This is a genomic window from Kitasatospora sp. NPDC059462 (assembly GCF_042749955.1).
In the GTDB taxonomy this organism is placed as follows: domain Bacteria; phylum Actinomycetota; class Actinomycetes; order Streptomycetales; family Streptomycetaceae; genus Kitasatospora.
In genome coordinates this window covers 19,985-40,511 of record NZ_JBHYUU010000056.1, presented here as the reverse complement: position 1 = coordinate 40,511, position 20,527 = coordinate 19,985, and the positions used below count along the sequence as shown (strand labels likewise).

The window sequence follows — 20,527 nt, the reverse complement described above, 5'->3', positions numbered from 1 at the left end:
TTGGCCTGGATCTCGCCGAGTTCGATGCGGTAGCCGCGGATCTTGACCTGGGTGTCGATGCGGCCGAGGAACTCCAGGGTGCCGTCCGCCAGACGCCGGGCGAGGTCACCGGAGCGGTACATCCGCGAGCTGGCGGGGCCGTACGGGTCGGGGACGAAGCGCTCGGCGGTCAGGTCGGGGCGGTTGAGGTAGCCGCGGGCGACACCGGGGCCGGCGACGTGGATCTCGCCGGGGATTCCGACGGGTACCAGGTGACCACGCTCGTCCAGGAGGTGGATGCCCAGGTCCGCGAGCGGACTGCCGATCGGGTTGCGGTGCGGGCTGGCGAGGTCGGCCGCGGTCACCTGGTGGTAGGTGGAGTGCACGGTCGTCTCGGTGATGCCGTACATGTTCACGAGAGCGGGCATCTCGGAGCCCAGGCGGTCCGTCCAGGGCGCCAGGTCACCGATCTCCAGCTTCTCACCGGCGAAGACGACGGCTCGCAGGGCGAGTTCGTCGATGCGCGGGTCGCCGTCGGCGGCGAGGGTGGTGAGGGAGCGGAAGGCGGTGGGGGTCTGGCAGAGGATGGTGGCCCGCTGGGTGACCATGAGGTCGAGGAAGTCGTGCGGCGAGCGCAGGACCTCGAACGGCGCGACGACCAGGCGCCCGCCGTGGAGCAGGGCGCCCCACATCTCCCAGACGGAGACGTCGAAGGCGTAGGAGTGGAACAGCGTCCACACATCGTCCGCTCCGAACGCGAACTGCTCGCGCACCGAGGCCAGCAGGCGCCACACGTTGGCGTGGGTGAGCGTGACACCCTTCGGCGTACCGGTGGAACCGGACGTGTAGATGACGTAGATCAGGTTGTCGGCACGGACGTCGACGGTCGGGTCGGTGGCCGGCCGGGCGTCGATGACCGCAGCGTCCACGTCCGAGTCCAGGACGACCATCTGGCCCTGGTGGATGGTGCTCACGAGGTCGGTGTGCCGCTGCTGGGTGACGACGACGGAAGCGCGGGCATCGCCCAGGATGTAGCCGAGGCGCTCGACCGGGTTGGACGGGTCGAGGGGCAGGTAGCCGGCGCCGGACTTCAGCACACCGAGCAGGGTCGGGATGAGGTCGATGCCGCGCTCCAGGCACACCGCGACGAGAGTCTCCGGCGCGGCGCCCTGCTCGATCAGGTGGTGGGCGATCCGGTTCGCGCGCTCGTTGAGCTCGCGGTAGGTGAGGTGCGTGTCCTCGAAGGTCAGCGCGAGGGCGTCCGGGGTTGCGGCGGCCTGGTGCTCGAAGGCGCGGTGGACACACTCCTCCCCGGGGATCGTGACGGCCCGGTTCCACTCCTCCAGCAGCCGGAGCGCCTCGGTCTCGGGCAGGTAGGTCGCGCGGGCGTCACCGGTCGGGTCGGCGGCCATCGCCTCCAGCACCCGCCGGTACATCCCCGCCAGCCGCTCGCCGTTCGCCCCGCTGAACACGTCGCTCGGGCAGGTCAGCGTGATGTTCCCGCCCGAGGCGTTCACGTGCAGGCCGAACTCGGTGAAGCCGTCACCGAGGGTCGCCTCCAGGTCCACCGAGTCGGTGTCGACCTGGTGGAAGTCCTGGTAGTCGAACATCACGTCGAGCAGTCGCTCCGAGCCGCCGGTGTTGCGCTGGATGGCGGGGAGCGGGTAGCGGCGGTGGCCCCAGATGGCGGTTTCCTGGTCGAAGACCTGCTCGACCAGTTCGCGCCAGGTGCGGGCGCTGCGGTCCGCCGGGAACGGGACCGTGTTGAGGTGCATGCCGAGCACCCGGTCGCCGCCGGTGGCCTCCAGGCGGCCGTGGGCCACCAGACCGGTGTGGAAGGCGGGTTCGGGGGTCAGCATGCCGAGGACCTTGACGTGCGCGGCGAGCAGCACGCTCTTCAGCGACGTCCGGGCCGCGGCCGCCAGACCGCGCAGCCCCGACTCCAGGTCCCCGTACGGCACCTGGAACCGGTGGTGCTCACGCGGCCCCTCCGCGCCCCAGCCGGTCGGCAGCACCACCGGCATGTGGGTGTCGGTGATGTGCTGCCAGTAGGCGCGGTCGTCCTCGTTGTCGAGGGACTCCAGCTCGGCCGCGACGAAGTCGGCGTAGCGGACGGCCGGCGGCTGCGCGAACGGCAGGGGCACCTCGTCGCGGAGGCAGCGGTAGGCCTCCAGCAGCTCCATCAGCAGCGAGGTGACGCTCCAGCCGTCCGTGATGACGTGGCACTGGGTGAAGGTCAGCCGCCACGCGCGGTCGGACTCCACGTGCACGTTGAGCCGCAGCAGCGGGGCCCGGGCCGGGTCGAAGGCGGCAGCGCGCTCCCGGCGGAGCAGCTCGGCCGCGTGGTCGCGCCGCTGCTCGGCGGTGAGCTCGCGCACGTCGTGGACGGTGAGCGGGATCTCCACCTCGGCGTGCACCAGCTGCAGCGGCTGCGCGTACCCGGCGAGGTGCACGGAGGTGCGCAGGACGTCGTGGCGCCCGGCGACGACGGCGAGCGCCCCGGTCAGCGCCGCCGACGAGAAGGGCCGGTCGTCGGGGATCCGGAAGGAGTTGACGTTGTGGTAGGTGTTGCGGCCGTCGTCGGCGAGCATCTCGACGATCATGCCGGTCTGGATCTGGGAGAGCGGGTAGGCGTCGACGACGTCGGCCGGCAGCGCGGCCCGGTCCTCGTCGCCGATCAGCGCGAACGGCGCCACCGGCTCGACCGCCGCGACCGGGGTACCCGCCGCGGCCGCCACGGCCAGGGCGGCGACGGTCCGGTGCTCGAAGATCTGCCGGATGGTGAGGTCGTGGCCGGCCTCGCGCAGCGCCGCGCTGAGGCGGACGGCGCGGATGGAGTCGCCGCCGAGGTCGAAGAAACCGTCCTCCACGCCGACCTGCTCCACCGGGAGGCCGAGGACCTCGGCCCAGACGGCGGCGATCCGCTCCTCGACGGGGGTGCGCGGGGCGATGTGCGCGTCGGTGGCGAGGGCGGAGCGCTCGGGGGCCGGCAGCGCGCGGTGGTCGAGCTTGCCGTTGGCGGAGAGCGGCAGGGCGTCGAGCCGCACCAGGGCGGTCGGCACCATGTACTCGGGCAGGCGCTCCCGGATCGCGGCGCGCAGCCGCTCGGGGTCGGCGTCGCCGACGACGTAGGCCACCAGGTGCTGGTCCCGGTCGTCGTCCTCGCGGACGACGACCGCGGCGTCGCGGACCCGGGGCTGCTCGCGCAGGGCGGTCTCGATCTCGCCCGGCTCGATGCGCAGGCCGCGCAGCTTGACCTGGGTGTCGATGCGGCCGAGGAAGTCGAGGGTGCCGTCCGGCCGCCAGCGGGCGAGGTCGCCGGTGGCGTACATCCGGTCGCCGGGGTCGCCGAACGGGTCCGGCAGGAAGCGGTCGGCGGTCAGGGCGGGGCGGCCGAGGTAGCCGCGGGCCACGCCGACGCCGCAGATGTGCAGCTGGCCGGGGACGCCGATCGGCGCGGGGCGCAGCCGGTCGTCGAGGACGAGCAGGCGGATGTTGTCGATCGGGCCGCCGATCGGGACGCGGGCGAGCCCGGCGAGCTCCTCGGGGGTGCAGTGCCACGCGGTGACGTCGACGGCCGCCTCGGTGGGGCCGTAGAGGTTGTGCAGCTGGGCGGGCAGGGCGGCGAGGGCGCGGGTGGCGACCTGGGCGGGCAGGGCCTCGCCGCTGCACAGGACGAGCCGCAGCGACGGACAGAGCCGGCCGGCCCCGGCGGCGTTCCCGGCGGTGTTCCCGGCGTCGGTCCCGCCGTCGGTCCCGGCCTCGGCGAGGAAGAGGGAGAGCATGGACGGCACGAAGTGCGCGACGGTGACGCCGGCCCGGTCGATCAGCTCACGCAGGTACGCCGGGTCGCGGTGCCCGCCGGGCAGCGCGATCTCCAGGCGGGCGCCGGCGATCAGCGGCCAGAAGAACTCCCAGACGGACACGTCGAAGCCGGCCGGCGTCTTCTGCAGGACGGTGTCGGCGGCGGTGAGCCCGTAGGCGTTCTGCATCCAGTGCAGGCGGTTGACGATGGCGCGGTGGGTGGTGACCACGCCCTTCGGCTGCCCGGTGGAGCCCGAGGTGTAGATGACGTAGGCCGCGTTGTCCGGGCCCGCGGTCCGCTCGGGGTTGTCGGTCGACTGCCCGGCCCACTCGGCGGGGTCGTCCAGGGTGAGCACCCGCACGGTGTCGTCCGGGTGGCGGCGGCCGAGCTGGTCTCGGGTGGTGAGCAGGATCGGGGCGGCGCTGTCGGCGAGCATGAAGTCCAGCCGCGCGTCCGGGTGTTCGGGGTCCAGCGGCAGGTAGGCGGCGCCGGCCTTGACCACGCCGTGGATCGCGACGGCGAGATCGAGCGAGCGCTCGGCGCAGACGGCGACGACCGTCTCCGGGCCGGCGCCGAGTTCGAGCAGCCGGTGGGCGACCTGGTTGGCCCGGGCGTTGAAGGCCGTGTGGTCGAGGGTCAGGCCGTCGAAGGAGACGGCGGGCGCGTCCGGGGTGCGGGCGGCCTGCTCCTCGACGAGGTCGGCGAGCGTGCTGGTGTGCGGGAACCCGGCGTCGGTGGCGTTGAAGGCGGTGAGGATCTGCTCCTGCTCGGCGGCCGGGAGCAGGTTCAGCGCCCCGACCGGGAGCTCCGGGTGCTCCGTGACGGCCCGCAGCAGCGTCTCGTAGTGTCCGGCCAGCCGCTCGACGGTGGCGTGGTCGAACAGCGCCTCGGCGTAGGTGAAGCGGGCGTCCAGCGAGCCGTCGGCGGCCTCCTGGAGCTCCAGGGTGAGGTCGAACTTGGCGATCCGGTCGCCGTCCAGCGCCTCGACGGTCAGGCCGGGCAGGTCGAACGCCCCGGTGCGGTCCTCCTGGAGGACGAAGTCGACCTGGAACAGCGGGGTGCGGGACATGTCGCGTTCCGGCTGCAGCTCGTCGACGAGCCGGGCGAACGGGACGGTCTGGTGGTCGAACGCCCCCAGCAGGGTGTCGCGGCCGTCGTCGACGAGCCGGGCGAAGGACGGGTCGCCCTGCCACTGGCCGCGGGCGACCAGGGTGTTGATGCCGTAGCCGACGATCTGCTGCAGCTCGGGGTGGTTGCGGCCGGAGATGGTCACACCGACCGGGATGTCGGTGGTTCCGGCGTAGCGGGAGAGCAGCAGCTGCCACCCGGTGAGCAGGGTGGTGAACAGGGTGGTGCCGTGCCGGGTGCCGAGGGAGCGGGCCCGCGCGGCCAGCTCGGCGGGGATCGTGCGGCGTACGGTGCGGCCGGCCCAGCCGCGGACAGCGGGCCGCCGGCGGTCGGTCGGCAGCTCCAGCGGCTGTGCGCCGGCCAGCCGCTCGCGCCAGTAGGAGAGTTCCTTCTCCAGGTGCGGGCCGGTCAGCCGGTCGCGCTGCCAGGCGGCGAAGTCGGCGTACTGGACGGGCAGCGGGGCGAGCCGGGCGGGCTCGCCGCCGGTCCCGGCGCGGTAGAGGGCGCTGAGCTCGCCGGTGAGCAGCCGGACCGACCAGGCGTCGCAGGCGATGTGGTGGAAGGTCACCACCAGCAGGTGCTCGTCCTCGTGCAGCTTCAGCAGCGAGGCCCGGACCGGCCAGCGCTGTTCGAGGTCGAAGGGGGCGGCGAAGTCCGCCTCGGCGAGCTCCCGGGCCCGCCGGTCGCGCTCGTCGGCGGGGACCTCGGTGAGGTCGGTCACCGTCCACTGCGGGGCGGCGGGGGCGTCGACGACCTGTCGCGGCTCCTCGCCCACCAGCAGGTAGCGGGTGCGCAGGATCTCGTGGCGGGCGACCACCTGCTCCCAGGCGGCGCGCAGGGCCTCGGTGTCGAGCGCGCCGCGCAGCCGGACCGCCAGCGGCACGTGGTACTCGGCGCTCTGCGGGTCGAGGCGGTGCAGGAACCACATCTGCTGCTGGCCGAAGGACAGCGGCATCGGCCGGCCGCGGTCGACGAGCGGGATCTCCGTGCGCCGTCCGGACGCGGTTCCGGCCAGTCGGCGACGGAGCACCTCCTCGCGCAGTCGCGCCAGCTCCATGTCGGACACGGGGTTACTGTCGATGCTCATGCCTGGTGCTCCCTTGCCTTCGCCTCAAGAAGTTCTGCCGCCGTCATCTGCTCGATCTCGGCCCTGATCAGGGCCTCCACCACCTGTGCGAGCGATCGGACGGTGGGGTTTTCGAGGACGCTCCGGACGGAGAGGTCAATGTCGAATTCGTCCCGCAGGGACGAGGTCATGCGGATCGCCAGGATGGAGTGGCCGCCCAGCGCGAAGAAGTCGTCGTCGACGCCGATCCGCTCCCGGTCCAGGAGCGTCGCCCAGACTCCGGCGATCCGCTCCTCGATGGGGGTCTCCGGCGGGCGGTGGGCGTCGGTGGACTCGTGGACCGCGGGTAGTGCGCGGTGGTCGAGCTTGCCGTTGGACGTCAGCGGCACCGCCTCGATGGCGGTGATCGACGCCGGGACCATGTACTCCGGAAGCGCGTCGGACAGCCGCTGCCGGACCTGCCCGGGGTCGAACCCGTGGTCGGGTGCGGGCACGACGTAGGCCGCCAGGGACTTCTCGCCGGGCCGGGCCTCGTGGACGACCACGACGGCGTCGCGGATCCCGGGCTCGGCGGTGAGCCGGGCCTCGATCTCGCCGAGCTCGATCCGGTAGCCGCGGATCTTGACCTGGGTGTCGATCCGGCCGAGGAAGTCGATGCTGCCGTCGGGCAGCCGGCGGACCAGGTCACCGGTCCGGTAGAGCCGCGACCCGGGCGGGCCGTACGGGTCGGGGACGAACTGCGCGGCGGTGAGGCCGGGGCGGTCGAGGTAGCCGCGGGCCACGCCCTCGCCGCCGATGTGCAGCTCGCCCGGCACGCCGACGGGGACCGGCCGGCCGGTGGCGTCCAGCACGTACGCCGTCACGTTGGGCAGCGGTCCGCCCAGCGGGACCACCGCGTCGGCCGTCTTGTCGACGGGGAAGACGGTGCTGCCGATCGACGCCTCGGTCGGGCCGTACTCGTTGACCAGCCGGCCGGGGCCCAGCGCGTCCAGCCAGTGGTTGGCCGTCCGGGCGGGCAGGGCCTCGCCGGCGACCAGCACCACGCCGGCGAGGCGGTCGAGCTGCTGCGGGGTGAGCTGGTGGGTGAGCAGCTCCAGGTGGCCCGGGGTGAGCTTGACGAAGGAGAACGGGCCGGCCGCGGCGAGTTCGGCGCCGAGCCGTCCGAGGTCGAGGTCGGCGGGCAGCAGGTGGACCGGGCGGCCGGTGAGCAGCGGGGCGTAGAGGTTGGTCGCCGGCAGGTCGAAGGCGACGGAGGAGAACAGCGGGGCACCGCCCTCGCCGTGCACGAGGTCCCGGGCCGCCCACCGGAGGTGGTTGGCCAGGCCCCGGTGGCTGACCATGACGCCCTTCGGCCGCCCGGTCGAGCCCGAGGTGTAGATGACGTAGGCCAGCTGCTCCGGGTCGGTGTGCCGCGGCGGCGGGCCGGCCGGCAGGTCGGCGGAGCCGTCGGCGGCGTCGGCCGCGCGGTCCAGGAGCAGCCGGGTGCCGGTGAACCCCTCGGTGGCCGAGGTCAGCGTGGAGTCGCTGATCAGGACGGTGGCGCCGCTGTCGGCGAGGATGTGCTCCAGCCGCTCCGGCGGGTTGTCCGGGTCGAGCGGGACGTAGGCCGCGCCGGCCTTCCACACGCCGAGCAGCGCCTCGACGAGGCCGGGGCCGCGCCGCAGGCAGACGCCGACCAGGCGGTCCGGGCCGGCTCCCAGGGCGACCAGCCGGTGGGCGATCCGGTCGGCCGCGCGGTCGAGTTCCCGGTAGCCGATCCGCTCCGGGCCGGCGACCAGGGCGGTCGCGTCGGGGGTCGCGGCGGCCTGGGCCTCGATCAGGTCGATCACCGAGCCGGCCGGCCAGGCGGTGCGCATGCCGTTCCAGCCGCCGAGCAGGTCCGCGCGCTCCCGGGCCGACAGGATCTCCAGGTCGCGCAGCCCGGTGCCGGGGGCGGCGGCCGCCGAGGCGAGCAGCTGGACGAAGTGCCCGGCGAGGCGCTCGACGGTGGCGTGCTCGAAGACGGCGCTCGCGTACTCGAAGACGCCGTTCAGCGTGCCGTCGGCGTTCCGGCGCAGGTACAGGGTGAGGTCGGTCTTGGCGACCCGGCGGGAGCCGAGGAAGAGCGCGTGGTCGGCCTCGCCCGGCATGCCGCCGGTGACCTGCTCGTCGTTGTAGTTGAAGGCGACCTGGTAGAGCGGCGTCCGGGACGGGTCGCGCTCCGGGCGGAGTTCCTCGACCAGCCGGTCGAACGACACGTCCTGGTGGGCGAACGCGGCGAGGCCGGTGGCGCGGACGCCGTCCAGGGCGTCGGCGAAGCCCCGGGCGGGGTCGAGGCGGCAGCGCAGGACCAGGGAGTTCAGGAAGAAGCCCACGACGGGCTCGACCTCCGGGCGGTCCCGCCCGGCGACCGGGACGCCCACGCCGACGTCCCACTGCCCGGTGTAGCGGGCGAGCAGGGCGGCGAAGCCGGCCAGCAGGGTCAGGAAGGGGCTGGCCTCGTGGCGCTGGCCGAGGGCGAGCAGCTCGTCCGCCAGCGGGGCCGGGACCGTGACGGCCACCATGCCGCCGCGGGGGTCGCGTTCGGCCGGGCGCGGGTGGTCGGCGGGCAGCTCCAGGACGGTCATCCCGTCGAGCTCGCGCCGCCAGAACTCGACTCCGGCCCGGTGGCCGTCCTCGTCGGCGGAGCGCTGCTGCCAGGCCGCGTAGTCGGCGTACTGGATGACGGGCGCGGGCAGCTCGGGCGTGCGGCCGGTGTACAGCGCGTCGCAGATCTCCCGGAACTCGCGCTCCAGCACGGTGGCCGACCAGCCGTCACAGGCAATGTGGTGGACGGTGATGAACAGCAGCTGGTCGCGGCCGTCCTCGCGGAGCAGCAGGGCCCGCCACAGCCGCCCGGCCTCCAGGTCGAACTCCTCCTCGAACCTGGCGACGACCGCGGCGCCGAGGTCGTGCGGGGGACAGTCGAGGACCGTCAGCTCGACCGGCGCGGGCGCCTCGACGAGCTGCGCGGGCTCGCCGTCCTGGATCAGGTAGCGGGTGCGCAGCGACTCGTGCCGCTCGCCGAGCACGTCCAGGGCCCGGCGCACGGTGTCCGCGGGGACGTCCGCGGGCAGGCGCAGGAGGAGCGGGACGATCCACTCGGCGCTGCCGGGCCTGGCCCGGTCCAGGTACCACAGCCGCCGCTGGCCGGAGGAGAGCGGGAGCGCTCCGTCCCGGGCGACGGGTTCGACCGGGCGGCCGGCGGCGGGGGCGTCGCGGAGCAGCTCGGCCTGCTGTTCCACCGTCATCGCGGTGTAGAGGCCGGACAGGTCGAGCAGCTTGCCGGTGCTCCGGTGCAGGCGCTCGATCAGCCGGGTGAGCAGCAGGGAGTAGCCGCCGAGCTGGAAGAAGTCGTCGTGGGCGCCGATGTCGTCGATGCCGAGCAGCTCGGACCAGACGGCGGCGACCGCGCGCTCCTCGGCGGTCCGCGGCTCGACGTACGGCGGGTGGTCGTCGTCCAGCAGCAGGGCCGGTGCGGTGGGCGGCTCCTGGTCCGGGGCGTCGGCGAGCCGGCCCAGGTGCTCCAGGGTGCCGTCGTTGCGCCGCCGGACGAGCTCTCCGGTGCGGTGGAGCCGCTCGCCGGGCTTCCCGTACGGGTCCGGGAGGAAGCACTCCGCGGTGAGGGCCGGGCGGCGGTGGAAGCCGAGCGCGGTGCCGGTGCCGGTGAGGTGGAGCTCGCCGGGGACGCCGGGCGGTACCGGTTCGCCGGACTCGTCCAGGACCACGGTCCGTACCTCGCCGGTCAGCCGGTCGAGCGGTACGGGGGTGGCCTCGGCGCCGGGTTCGTGGCCGAAGGCGGCGACCGGCAGGCCGCGGCCGGCGGCGCCGTGCAGGCTCCGGACCGCGGCCCGGGTGCGCCCGGCCAGCAGCCGGCACACCTCGTGGGCCGCCGTGGGGTCAGGCCCGGGGGTGTGGCACACCACGAGCCGCAGCTCGGCGGGCTCGGCCCAGGCGGCGAGGTCCGCCGCCGGGCGCAGCGCGTCGGGGGTGGTGGTGAGCACGGTGGCGCGCAGCGCGGCGGCGGTGCGCGGCAGCGCCTCGGGCCCGGCCGCCGGGTCGGCGGGCGGCGCGGCCACCACGGTGGCGCCGGTGGTCAGCGCGGCGAACAGGACGCCGTGCAGGTCGAGGTCGTCGACCGGGCCGGCCAGCAGCAGGACGTCGGAGGCGGTGAGGCCGTAGTGCTCCGCGAGCCGGCCGGCGTGCCGGGCCGTGTCGGCGGCGTCCAGCACCCACCCGGTACCGGTGCGGCCGTAGGCGACCAGGGCGGGGGAGGCGGCCTCGTCGGCCGGCTCCAGGGGCTCCACCGGCTCCACCGGCTCGGCCTGCTCGGCCTGCTCGGCCTGCTCGGCGAGGCCGGCGAGGCGATCCGGCCGGCCGGGCTCCAGCCGCAGGTGCTTCGTGCCGGGCGGCACGGGCAGCTCCGTTCCGGCGGTGATCACCGCGTCGGGCCGGGCGTCCTCCAGGAGGAGGGCCAGGCGCTCGGCGGGGGCGTCCGGGGCCGCGAGGACGGCGGCGGCTCCGGTCTTGTGCACCGCCAGCAGGGCGGTGGCCAGGGTGGAGCCGGGGGGCAGACCGAGGGCCACGGTCCTGCCCGCCCGTACCCCGTGATCCCGCAGGAGGCTCGCCAGGCGCCCGGCATTCACCTCCAGTTCCCCGTAGCCGACCCGCCGGCCGTTCTCGATGAACGCCACGGTGTCGGGGGATTGCGCCGCGCGCTGCGCGACGATGTGGTGCAGAAGCGAATGCCGGGCCACACGGACTCCTGTGATCGACAGTGAAAAGGCAAGCCGAAACGGCATGGCTGGACGGAGCGGCCGGGATCTTCCCGGCAGCTCCAGGGGGGGATCGGGCGGGAATTCCCTAGCGGGCGAGCTCCCCGGCCATGCGCTCGCGCAGGCTCAGCGGGCGCATGTCGGTCCACACCTCGGAGATGCGGGTGAGGCACTCCTCGCGGGTTCCCTCGGTGCCCTCGGCCCGCCAGCCGGCCGGCAGGGCGCGGTCCGCGGACCAGATCGAATACTGCTCCTCGTCATTGAGGACCACACAGAAGATGTCCTGGTTGGACGTGTTCTCAGACATTGCCACTCCTCGCGATTCGGGTCCGTACCGGCGTGGAATCCGCTGGGCACGTCGGCGCGACGCCATGACGTCCTGCGCCGTACTCCGGGAAGTCTGTGCGGGTGGGCTATATCTGTTCTATCGGGCAGCTATACAGTGCGGACGCGACGAGGCCCCGGTGCGGGGCGGCCTCGTGGGCCGCCCCGCACCGGGGCCTCGCGTACTGTCCGACGTGCTGTTCTTCGGTCCTGCGGTCAGGCGGAGTGGACGCTGACGTCACCGGCGTCGGAGTGCACGGTGATCGTGCCGGGCCCGGCCGGGGCCTGGGCGACGTCGACGTCCTTCCGGCCGGCCTTGGTGTCGGCCTCCACCTTGTACTGCTGCCCGTCGCGCGGCACCGTCACCTTGACGTTGCCCGCCTGCGAGCGGGCGGTCACCTGGGACGGCGCCTTGGCGAACCCCAGGTTCAGGTTGCCCGACTGGGTGTCGGCCGAGGCGACCCCGGAGCTGAGGCCGCCGGCGGTGATGTTGCCCGCCTTGGTGGTCGCGGAGAGCCGGCCCGCGGCGTCGGACACCTTGATGTCCCCGGCCCCGGTCTGCAGCTCCTGATCGCCCTGGATGGCCTGGGCGTTGATGGTGCCGGCCTCCGTGAACGCCTTGACCGCCACGGCGGCGGGCACCCGCACGGTGTAGTCGGCCGAGCAGTGCCGGCCGTCGCAGGTGCTGGTGATCTTCAGGACGTTGCCCTGCCACTCCTCGGTGAAGGAGGGGCGGTCCTCGGTCCAGGTCAGCTTCCGGTCGATGCCGACCCGGCCCTGGTCACCCGGCGTCAGGGTGATGCCCCCGCTGTCCAGGTGGAACTCGATGCGCTCGATCTGGTGGTCGAAGGAGACCTGCTGGGTCTCGGTCTGCGTCGACGCAAGGCCCGAACATCCGGCCAGGGCGGCGCCGGCGACGATCACGGCGGTGCCGGTCACGCCCGCTTTCCGGGCGGCCCCGAGCAACCCCATCGGCTTGTTCTGTGGCGACATGCTTCCCCTCTTATCCGTTCAGGAACTTCAGGACGGCCAGGACCCGGCGGTGGTCGTAGTCGGCCGGCGGGATGTCCAGCTTGCTGAAGATCCCGTTGATGTGCTTCGCCACGGCGCTCTCGCTCACCACCAGGGCGGCGGCGATCCCGGCGTTGGACCGGCCCTGCGCCATCAGGACGAGCACATCGCGCTCACGCGCGGTGATGCGCTCCAGGGGGTCGCCCTGCTGGCGGACCAGCAACTGGGAGACCACCTCGGGGTCGAGGACGGTCCCGCCCTCGGCCACCCGCCGGACGGCGTCCAGGAACTCGTCCACATCGGCCACCCGGTCCTTCAGCAGGTAGCCCAGCGCCCTGGTCCGGCCGGACAGCAGCCTGACGGCGTACCGCTCCTCGACGTACTGGGAGAGCACCAGCACCGCGACCTCCGGGAACCGCTCCCGGATCTTCAACGCGGCCTGCAGGCCCTCGTCCCGGAAGCCCGGGGGCATCCGCACGTCCGTCAGGGCCAGCGTGGGCCGGTGCTCCTCGACGGCGGCGAGCAGGGCCTCGGCGTCGCCGACGGCGGCGACGACCTCGTACCCCTCGGCTTCGAGCAGCCGCACGATGCCCACCCGCAGCAGCACCGCGTCCTCGGCGATCACGATCCGCATGGCAGCTCCGCGGTGATCACGGTCGGCCCGCCGACCGGGCTGTCGATGTGCAGGGTTCCGTCCACTCCGCCGACCCGCTGCACGAGGCCGCGAAGTCCGCTGCCTGCCTTCTCACTTGCGCCCCCACACCCGTTGTCCGTGACTGTCACCTTGATGATCTCACCCCGCGCGGGGTCCTCGATCTGCTCGACGCTGACGGCCACCTCGCTCGCCCCGGAGTGCTTGGCGACATTGGCCAGCGCCTCGGAGACCACGAAGTACGCCGCCGCCTCGATCGTCCCCGACGGCCGCTGCCGCAGGTCCACCCGCAGCCGTGCGGGCACGGGGGAGCGCGCCGCGATGCCGGACAGGGCCGCGTCGAGGCCGAGGTCGTCGAGGACGGCCGGGTGCAGCCCGCGGACCAGCTGCCGCAGGTCGGACAGGGTCTGCTTGGTCTGCTCGTGCGCCTGCGCGAGTGCCTCCCGCGCCGGCTCCGGCATGTCCTTGATCTTCCTGCGGGTGATCCCCAGGTTCATCGACAGGGAAACCAACTGCTGCTGGACCCCGTCGTGGAGGTCGCGTTCGAGACGGCGGCGCTCCGAGTCGGCCGCCTCGACCACCTTGGCCCGGGCCTCGGTCAGGGTGACCACCCGCTCCGACAGCTGGTTCGCCCGGTCGCGCTGGCTCGGCCCGAGCAGCTGCCGGGCGAGCGCGAGGTCCAGCTGCGCCACGCCGCGCGCCACGCTCAGCGACAGCTGCAGCACGGCGATCCCGGCGACGGTGAGCACCACCAGCAGGACCTGGTGCAGGCCCATCGTGTACGGCAGGGCGCGGCCGAGCCCCGTGGTGCCCAGGTAGACGGTGGCCATGGCCAGGCCGGCCGCCCACAGGCCGAGCAGCAGGGCGGCCCCGAGCACGCCCCCCGCACCCGCCAGCGCGTGGTAGCCGAGCCACCGCCAGGTGGTCGACGAACGGGCCTCGGCCAGCACCCGCCGCACCCAGCCGCCCTCGGCGGGCGGCGCGGCCGGCTTCTCCAGCACCAGTTCGACGCCGAGCAGGGCGGCGAACCTGGCCCGCTGGAGGGCGACGAGCCGGTGCGAGCACCAGAACAGGGCGGCGAGCAGCGGCAGCGCGAACACCCAGGTCACCGCCAGCCCGGCGGTGAGCCCGCCGAGGACCAGCAGCACCGCGCAGGTCAGCAGCCCGACCGGCAGGCCCAGCAGCACGTGCAGGACGAGCCGCCACGTCCTCGCCGACCAGGGCGCGGACAGCACGCCCGGAAGGCTGTCCGCGACCCGGCGCACCCCCCGTTGTTCCATGGCATCCACTGCGTACCCGTCTCCTCTGTGCTCGTCCTCGTCCGCCGTCGCCGGGCTCCCGGGCCCCGTGGGCCCGGCGTTCCCCGTCCGCCGTCCGCCGTCCGTTCCGTCCCGGACGAGTCTCGTCGATCGCGGCCGTCCCGTCAGGTACGGAGGTACCCGTCTTGAGGGTGGTACCAGGTACAGGGTCCCGGCCGCCGCGGTGGCCGCTCCCGCCCCGGATCCGGTGCGATATCGAGGAAATATGGGACCCGGTCGCAGGATGTCGCCTGAAACGCACCCGAATTGTCGGCGATCAGGCAGGGGATCGACGTGACCAATCAGAACGAGCCGTGGCAGCCGCTGGAGATCAGCCCGGAGAGCGCGCGGGCGGCGGCGAGCGCCGAGGGCCTCACCGCGTACCTGGAGGAGGCCGGTGACCTCCACGAACTGCTCACCGCGCACAAGGCCCTGGTGTTCCGCGGGTTCGGGGTCGGCGAGGGCGAGCTCGGACCGGTCATGGACCGCCTGGTGCCCGGCCGGCTCGCCTACGTCCACGGCAACTCGCCGCGCAGCAAGGTCGGCAGCAACCTCTACACCTCGACCGAGTACCCGAGCGACCAGACCATCTCGATGCACAACGAGCTCTCCTACGCCCACCGGTGGCCGACGCGGCTGATGTTCTGTTGCGTGGCCGCCCCGGAGACCGGCGGCGCGACCCCCGTGGTGGACGCCGCGCGCTGGCTGGAGTCGCTCGACGACGAGGTGCGCGAGGCCTACGCGGGCGGCGTCCGCTACACCCAGAACCTGCACGGCGGCGTCGGCCTCGGCAAGAGCTGGCAGGACACCTTCGAGACGGACCGCACCGAGGTCGTCGACGAGTTCCTCGCCGCCACCGGGGCCACCTGGGAGTGGGGCCGCGGCGGCGACCTGCGGGTGAGCCAGGAGCGGCCGTCCACCCTGCGCCACCCGGTGACGGGCGTCGAGGTCTGGTTCAACCAGTCCGACCAGTGGCACCCGGCGGGGCTGGGCGACGAGACGGCCGCCGAGCTGATGAAGCTGCTGCCGGCCGACGAGCTGCCGCAGTCGGTGACCTTCGCCGACGGCCGGCCGATCCCCGCCGAGTACATCCGGCAGGTCCGTGACCGGGGGCTGGACGCCGCGGTGGACGTGGACTGGCGCCGCGGGGACCTGATGGTCATCGACAACGTGCTCGTCGGGCACGGGCGCAGGCCGTTCACCGGCGGGCGCCGCGTCCTGGTGGCGATGACCGACCACGCCCCGGCCGCGGCCTGACCCGGGCCGTTCCGCGTTCCGGGCACCACTTCGACTCGTCCTCGTACTCATTCAGGTGGACCCTCCATGCTGCTGCCATCGAACACGATTGAGATCCCCGTCGGCCTGCGCCGGCTCGTCACATCGATCCAGGAGGTCGTCGACCGGGGCCTGCCGGACGACCGGACCGCACCGCTGGTGGCGGAGCTGCTGCGCGCGGCGCTCCCGGAGGGCGAACTGCTCCGGGAGTGCGACCGGATCGGCTCGCCCGACGGCTACACCCAGCACGTGCTGCACGTGGGCGACGGCGGCGGGTTCTCCGTCGTCGCCCTGGTGTGGCTGCCCGGCCAGCGCACCCCCGTCCACGACCACATCTCCTGGTGCGTGGTGGGCGTGCTGGAGGGCGAGGAGACCGAGGTGGTCTTCGCCCGGGACGCGGACGGCCCGCCGGGGTCGCTCCGGGCCGTCGGCGAGGAGCACAACCCGACCGGCAGCGTCTGCTGGCTCGTTCCGCCGGACGACATCCACGTGGTCCGCAACGACGGCCCGGGCCTGGCGATCTCCCTGCACGTGTACGGCGCCGACGTCTCCCTGCTGGGCTCCAGCATCCGCCGGACCTACCGGCCGGCGGGTTCCTAGGACCGCCCGCCACGGCCTCGGAGGCGCCGGTCGGAAAGGCGCCTCCGAGGCCGTGCCGCACGGGAGGGGGAGCCGGGGCATCAGCTCGCGAGAGCCGCTCCGGCCATGATCTCCCGTGCCATCCGCGGGAATTCGCGGTCGCCCGCCAGGACCGCCTCGTGCACCCGGGAGAGGGTCGGGCCCGGGTCGATGCCCAGTTCCTCCGCGAGGATGCGCCGGCCCTCCCAGAAGACGCCCAGCGCCTCGCCCTGCCGGTCGCCCAGACAGAGCGCGATCATGAACTGCGCCCGCAGCCGCTCCCGCAGCGGATACATCATCACCAGCCCGGCCAGCTCGGACACCAGCGCCCGGTGGTCCGCCATCGCCAGGTCGGCGTCGATCCGGGCCTCCAGCGCGGAGATCCGCTCCTCCTCCAACTGCGGGCCGTGGACGTCCCGCAGGACGTCCGTGGTGTCGGCGAGCGCGGGCCCGCGCCACAGCTGCAGCGCGGCCCGCAGCCGCGCCGCCGCCCGCCGGTGGTCACCGGCCCGCAGCTCGCGGTCGGCCTGGGCGGCCATCCGCCGGAACTCCCTGTGGTCGAAGCGCGCGGACCCGAGGCGCAGCAGGTAGCCGGACGACTGGCGGACGATCTCGGCGTCCGCCCCGACGTGCTTGCGCAGCCGCGACACGTGCGTGTAGATCTGCGCGGAATGCGTGACCGGTGGCCGGGGCCCCCACAGCCAGGTGCTCAGCTTCTCGTCCGAGACGAGCTTCTCGTTCGCCATGAGGAGCCCGGCCAGGATGGTCTTCTGCTTGGCCCCGCTCGGCGCGTGGTCCTGGCCGCCCGAACGGACCAGGACCGGGCCGAGGATCGAGAACTCCATTTCCGTCCCCCTGAGAAAATGATCTGCCACCGCCGGGACCGTCCACACCTGGTCCCGGGGCCTGCTGCGACGGGGTCCGGCCCGGCAAACGGGCCGATCCGTCGTAGGCTTATCACTCTCGGCCGGAGCTCTATATTTTTTCTATTTCAACTTTGTTGCGCGGGATTTCCCGGATTCATTCACGAGTATTTCACGGGAATTCCCGGGGCTGCCCGGCGCGGGGTCGCGGCCTCCGCCGGGGCCGCCCCTCCCTTGGCCGGCCGGCCGGACCTATGTACGTTGGTCCATAAGTGCCGGGGAACCAGGCCCGGCCGGTACGGAAGGACCCGCGCATGACCGACCGCCCCGAACCCGCCGCGCCCGCCCGCTGCTGCATGCCCTCCGGGGGAGGCGGCGGCGCGACGCCGCTGCTGCTGCCCGTCGGTGACCGGAGCGCCGGCCGGAACGCCGGCCGGAACGCCGGCCGCAGCGCCGGCCGGGGCGACGAGGGCATGGTGCTGCTGCCCGGCGGCGAGTTCCTGATGGGCACCGAGGACGCCGAGGGGTTCCCCGGCGACGGGGAGGGCCCGGTGCGCCCGGTGCGGCTGAGGCCGTTCCGGATCGACACCCGCGCGGTGAGCAACGACCGGTTCGCGCGGTTCGTCGCCGACACCGGGTACCGCACCGAGGCGGAGCGCATCGGCTGGTCCTACGTGTTCGCCTCCTTCCTGCCCGCCGCGCTGCGCCGCGGCGCCCCCCGCCCGGAGCGCACGCCCTGGTGGTGCGGGGTGCAGGGCGCCGCCTGGAACCGGCCCGAGGGGCCGGGCAGCGACGTCGACGGGCGCGGCGACCACCCGGTGGTGCACGTGTCCTGGAACGACGCGGCGGCGTACGCGGCCTGGGCCGGCAAGCGGCTGCCCACCGAGGCGGAGTGGGAGTACGCGGCCCGCGGCGGGCTGGAGCAGGCGCGCTACCCGTGGGGCGACGAGCTGGACCCGGCGGGGGAGTACCGCTGCAACATCTGGCGCGGCACCTTCCCGGCGCGCAACACCGCCGCCGACGGCTTCCGCGGCACCGCCCCCGTCGACGCCTTCGAGCCCAACGGCTTCGGGCTCCACAACGTGTCCGGCAACGTCTGGGAGTGGTGCGCCGACTGGTGGACCACCGACCACCCGGCGGGCCGTCCGCTCGTCGACCCCGCCGGCCCCGCCACCGGCACCGACAAGGTCATCCGGGGCGGCTCCCACATGTGCCACCGCTCCTACTGCAACCGCTACCGGGTGGCCGCCCGCACCGCCAACAGCCCGGACAGCTCCAGCGGCCACGCGGGCTTCCGCTGCGCGGCGGACGCGTAGCGCGCGGCGGGTGCGTCGCGCGCGGACGGCGCGCAACGGGTCGCAACGGGTCGCAACCGGAGCCTTGACATCCGCCTACCGGTGGATGAATCTGTGGGTCATAAGTTCCTCAGAACATAGGTGCCGCCGATGCAGCTCGACTATGTGATTCTCGGGGGGCTGGCGCTGCGCCGGCTGTCCGGCTACGACCTGCGCCGCTGGATGGACGGGCCGGGCCGCTACATCGGGTACGGAGTCCAACTCCCGCACATCTACCGCCGGCTGGCCAAGCTCGTGGAGCGCGGCTGGGTGGACTTCGAGGTCGATCCGCGCGAGGGCCGGCCGGACGCCAAGGTGTACCGGCTGACCGAGGACGGCCGCACGGCGCTCCTGGAGTGGGCGAGGTCCCCCTATGTGCCCTCCTCGCGCGCCAGGGACCCCGACTTCACCCTGCGCTTCGTCTTCGCCGGACAGCTCGACCCGGCGATCGCCCTGGAGATCGTCACCACCGAGCTGGAGCTCCGGCTCCAGCAGCACGCGGAGCCGCGCGCCCTGCCGCTCCCCGGCTCCTACGACCCGCAGCTCCCCGAACTCGACGCCGACTGGGCCACCGAGATCCACACCATGGCCCATGAGTACGGCTACGCCTACGGCGCCTCGTACATCGCCTGGCTCCAGCTCACCAAGGCCCGCCTGGAGACGCGGCTCGGCCGCTGAACCGCGGCCCGCCGCGCCCCCGCGGCGCCGCCCCACCCCCTGATCACCGGTCGCCCGGCGTCCCCCTGCCGCCGGGCCGCACCGGCGTGCGCACCTGCCCCGCTCCCCCTCCCCCGGAGACCCTCATGCGCATCATCTACGTCGACGTGGACACCCTCCGCGCCGACCACACCACCCCCTACGGCTACCACCGCCCCACCACCCCCAACCTCCAGGCCCTCGCCGACAAATCGGTCACCTTCGAGCGCTACTACTGCTCCGACTCGCCCTGCCTGCCCTCGCGCACCGCACTGACGAGCGGTCAGTTCGGCATCACCAACGGCGTGATCGGACACTTCGGGCCCGCCGCCCAGTTCCGGCTCGACTCCGGACACGGCCCCGAGCCCGACCGCCCCCTGCTCGGCCAGCTCCTCGGCTTCGCCGGCCACTACACCGCCGCCGTCTCGGTGTTCGCCGAGCGGCACCGCGCCTACTTCTTCCACGCCAACTTCCGCGAGTCCATCCGCGCCACCGCCCGCCTCGGCGACGAGGAGGCCCAGGACGTCAACCGCGCCGCCGTCGACTGGATCCGCCGGCACGCCGACGACGAGAACTGGTACCTGCACCTCACCTACTGGGACCCGCACACCAACTACACCCAGCCGGCCGAGTGGACCGAGAAGATGGCCGCCTCCGGCCCGGTGCAGGAGTGGCCCGACGAGGAGACCATCGCCGCCCACGCCGAGATCTACGGCCCGCGCAGCGCCCTCGACCTGCACTACTCGCTGACCGGCGACGGCACCTCCCCGGTCCCGCACAACATGCCCGACGCCGTCCGCTCCCGCGCCGACTTCGAGCACCTGATCAACGGCTACGACGGGGCGGTCCACTACTGGGACCACTACTTCGGCCAACTCATGGCGACCCTGGAGGAGTTGGGGATCGCCGAGGAGACCGCGGTGATCGTCAGCGCCGACCACGGCGAGTCCTTCGGCGAGCAGGGCTCCTACGCGGAGCACGGCCTCGCCAACGAACCCACCCACCGGGTGCCGCTGATCGTCCACTGGCCCGGCGTCACCGACCGGCTGCCCGCCGAGGCGCGGCGCAACGACGCGCTGCTCTACAACATCGACCTCGCCCCCACCCTCTGCGACCTGCTCGGCATACGCGTGCCGGCCGGCTGGCAGGGCACCTCCTTCGCCCCCGCGGTGCGCGGCGAGACCATCGAGTCCCGCCCCTACCTGGTCCTCGGCCACGGCGCCCACACCTACCAGCGCGCCGTGCGCACCCGCGACCACCTCTACATCCGCACCTACCACCCCGGGGCCTTCCGGGCCGAGTGGGAGCAGCTCTTCCACGTCACCGAGGACCCGTACCTCACCCGCGACCTGCTCGACGAGGAACCCGAACTCGCCGCCGTCATGCGCTCCCACCTCGCCGAGTGGTGGAACGAGCACGCCGGCCGCCCCGGCTGCCTGCCCGACCCGATGCAGGCCACCCTCCAGACCGGCCCGACGTACTACAACGACCCCGCCCGCTACGCCCGGCACCTGCGGGACACCGGCCGCGAGCACCTCGCCGAGGACCTCGAAGCCCGCCTCACCTCCCTGAACGTGCCGGTCTCCTGGCACGCCCCCGACCGACCGCGCACCGCCGAACTCGCGGCCCGCTGGGCGGCCCTGATGCAGACCCGTGACGAGCGCTCCGTCCGGTCCGACTGATCC

At 73.6% G+C, this 20,527-nt stretch carries 12 protein-coding genes; 5 read left to right on the top strand and 7 right to left on the bottom strand.

Annotated features, from left to right (window positions below; all coding sequences use genetic code 11):
* The 6 genes from ACFXAM_RS16950 to ACFXAM_RS16925 form a co-directional block, all read right to left on the bottom strand.
* On the bottom strand, window positions 1-5,999 hold a 5,999-nt coding region (locus tag ACFXAM_RS16950; protein ID WP_380291881.1), incomplete at its 3' end, for an amino acid adenylation domain-containing protein.
* Window positions 5,996-10,753, bottom strand: a complete 4,758-nt coding sequence (locus ACFXAM_RS16945) for an amino acid adenylation domain-containing protein (protein WP_380291879.1) — start codon at window positions 10,751-10,753, stop codon at window positions 5,996-5,998. The genes ACFXAM_RS16950 and ACFXAM_RS16945, both read right to left, overlap by 4 nt.
* A 106-nt stretch (window positions 10,754-10,859) precedes the next feature.
* Complete coding sequence (locus tag ACFXAM_RS16940; RefSeq protein ID WP_380291877.1) at window positions 10,860-11,078, bottom strand: MbtH family protein; 219 nt, start codon at window positions 11,076-11,078, stop codon at window positions 10,860-10,862.
* A 233-nt stretch (window positions 11,079-11,311) separates the two neighbouring features.
* Window positions 11,312-12,088: a DUF4097 family beta strand repeat-containing protein gene (locus ACFXAM_RS16935; protein WP_380291875.1), complete on the bottom strand. Its 777-nt coding sequence runs from the start codon at window positions 12,086-12,088 to the stop codon at window positions 11,312-11,314.
* Between the two features lie 10 nt (window positions 12,089-12,098).
* Window positions 12,099-12,740: a response regulator gene (locus tag ACFXAM_RS16930; RefSeq protein WP_380291873.1), complete on the bottom strand. Its 642-nt coding sequence runs from the start codon at window positions 12,738-12,740 to the stop codon at window positions 12,099-12,101.
* The gene (locus ACFXAM_RS16925; RefSeq protein ID WP_380291871.1) at window positions 12,728-14,038 is read right to left on the bottom strand and encodes a sensor histidine kinase; all 1,311 of its coding nucleotides are present in this window, start codon (window positions 14,036-14,038) and stop codon (window positions 12,728-12,730) included. The genes ACFXAM_RS16930 and ACFXAM_RS16925 overlap by 13 nt, the downstream gene beginning before the upstream one ends.
* A 312-nt stretch (window positions 14,039-14,350) precedes the next feature.
* On the opposite strand from ACFXAM_RS16925, the gene ACFXAM_RS16920 reads away from it, so the two are divergent.
* Together ACFXAM_RS16920 and ACFXAM_RS16915 are read left to right on the top strand one after the other, a co-directional pair.
* Window positions 14,351-15,313, top strand: coding sequence for a TauD/TfdA family dioxygenase (locus ACFXAM_RS16920; RefSeq protein WP_380291869.1), 963 nt, complete (start codon window positions 14,351-14,353; stop codon window positions 15,311-15,313).
* 66 nt (window positions 15,314-15,379) lie between these two features.
* Complete coding sequence (locus tag ACFXAM_RS16915; protein WP_380291867.1) at window positions 15,380-15,931, top strand: cysteine dioxygenase; 552 nt, start codon at window positions 15,380-15,382, stop codon at window positions 15,929-15,931.
* 80 nt (window positions 15,932-16,011) lie between these two features.
* On the opposite strand, the gene ACFXAM_RS16910 is transcribed toward ACFXAM_RS16915, so the two are convergent.
* Window positions 16,012-16,794, bottom strand: a complete 783-nt coding sequence (locus tag ACFXAM_RS16910) for a BTAD domain-containing putative transcriptional regulator (protein ID WP_380291865.1) — start codon at window positions 16,792-16,794, stop codon at window positions 16,012-16,014.
* A 491-nt stretch (window positions 16,795-17,285) separates the two neighbouring features.
* Between ACFXAM_RS16910 and ACFXAM_RS16905 the strand changes: the two genes are divergently transcribed.
* From ACFXAM_RS16905 to ACFXAM_RS16895, 3 genes are all read left to right on the top strand, one after another.
* Window positions 17,286-18,128, top strand: a complete 843-nt coding sequence (locus ACFXAM_RS16905) for a formylglycine-generating enzyme family protein (protein ID WP_380291885.1) — start codon at window positions 17,286-17,288, stop codon at window positions 18,126-18,128.
* Between the two features lie 129 nt (window positions 18,129-18,257).
* Window positions 18,258-18,824 (top strand): PadR family transcriptional regulator, encoded by a 567-nt coding sequence (locus ACFXAM_RS16900; RefSeq protein WP_380291863.1) that lies wholly within the window; start codon window positions 18,258-18,260, stop codon window positions 18,822-18,824.
* A gap of 125 nt (window positions 18,825-18,949) precedes the next feature.
* Window positions 18,950-20,524, top strand: a complete 1,575-nt coding sequence (locus tag ACFXAM_RS16895) for a sulfatase (protein WP_380291861.1) — start codon at window positions 18,950-18,952, stop codon at window positions 20,522-20,524.
* The last annotated feature ends 3 nt before the right edge of the window (window positions 20,525-20,527 follow it).

Bases quoted from the DNA above. Each gene is read 5' to 3' on its own strand.
- ACFXAM_RS16895 (WP_380291861.1), top strand. From the start codon at position 18,950: ATGCGCATCATCTACGTCGACGTGGACACCCTCCGCGCCGACCACACC.
- ACFXAM_RS16900 (WP_380291863.1), top strand. From the start codon at position 18,258: ATGCAGCTCGACTATGTGATTCTCGGGGGGCTGGCGCTGCGCCGGCTG.
- ACFXAM_RS16925 (WP_380291871.1), bottom strand. From the start codon at position 14,038: ATGGAACAACGGGGGGTGCGCCGGGTCGCGGACAGCCTTCCGGGCGTG.
- ACFXAM_RS16905 (WP_380291885.1), top strand. From the start codon at position 17,286: ATGGTGCTGCTGCCCGGCGGCGAGTTCCTGATGGGCACCGAGGACGCC.
- ACFXAM_RS16915 (WP_380291867.1), top strand. From the start codon at position 15,380: ATGCTGCTGCCATCGAACACGATTGAGATCCCCGTCGGCCTGCGCCGG.
- ACFXAM_RS16930 (WP_380291873.1), bottom strand. From the start codon at position 12,740: ATGCGGATCGTGATCGCCGAGGACGCGGTGCTGCTGCGGGTGGGCATC.
- ACFXAM_RS16935 (WP_380291875.1), bottom strand. From the start codon at position 12,088: ATGTCGCCACAGAACAAGCCGATGGGGTTGCTCGGGGCCGCCCGGAAA.
- ACFXAM_RS16940 (WP_380291877.1), bottom strand. From the start codon at position 11,078: ATGTCTGAGAACACGTCCAACCAGGACATCTTCTGTGTGGTCCTCAAT.
- ACFXAM_RS16910 (WP_380291865.1), bottom strand. From the start codon at position 16,794: ATGGAGTTCTCGATCCTCGGCCCGGTCCTGGTCCGTTCGGGCGGCCAG.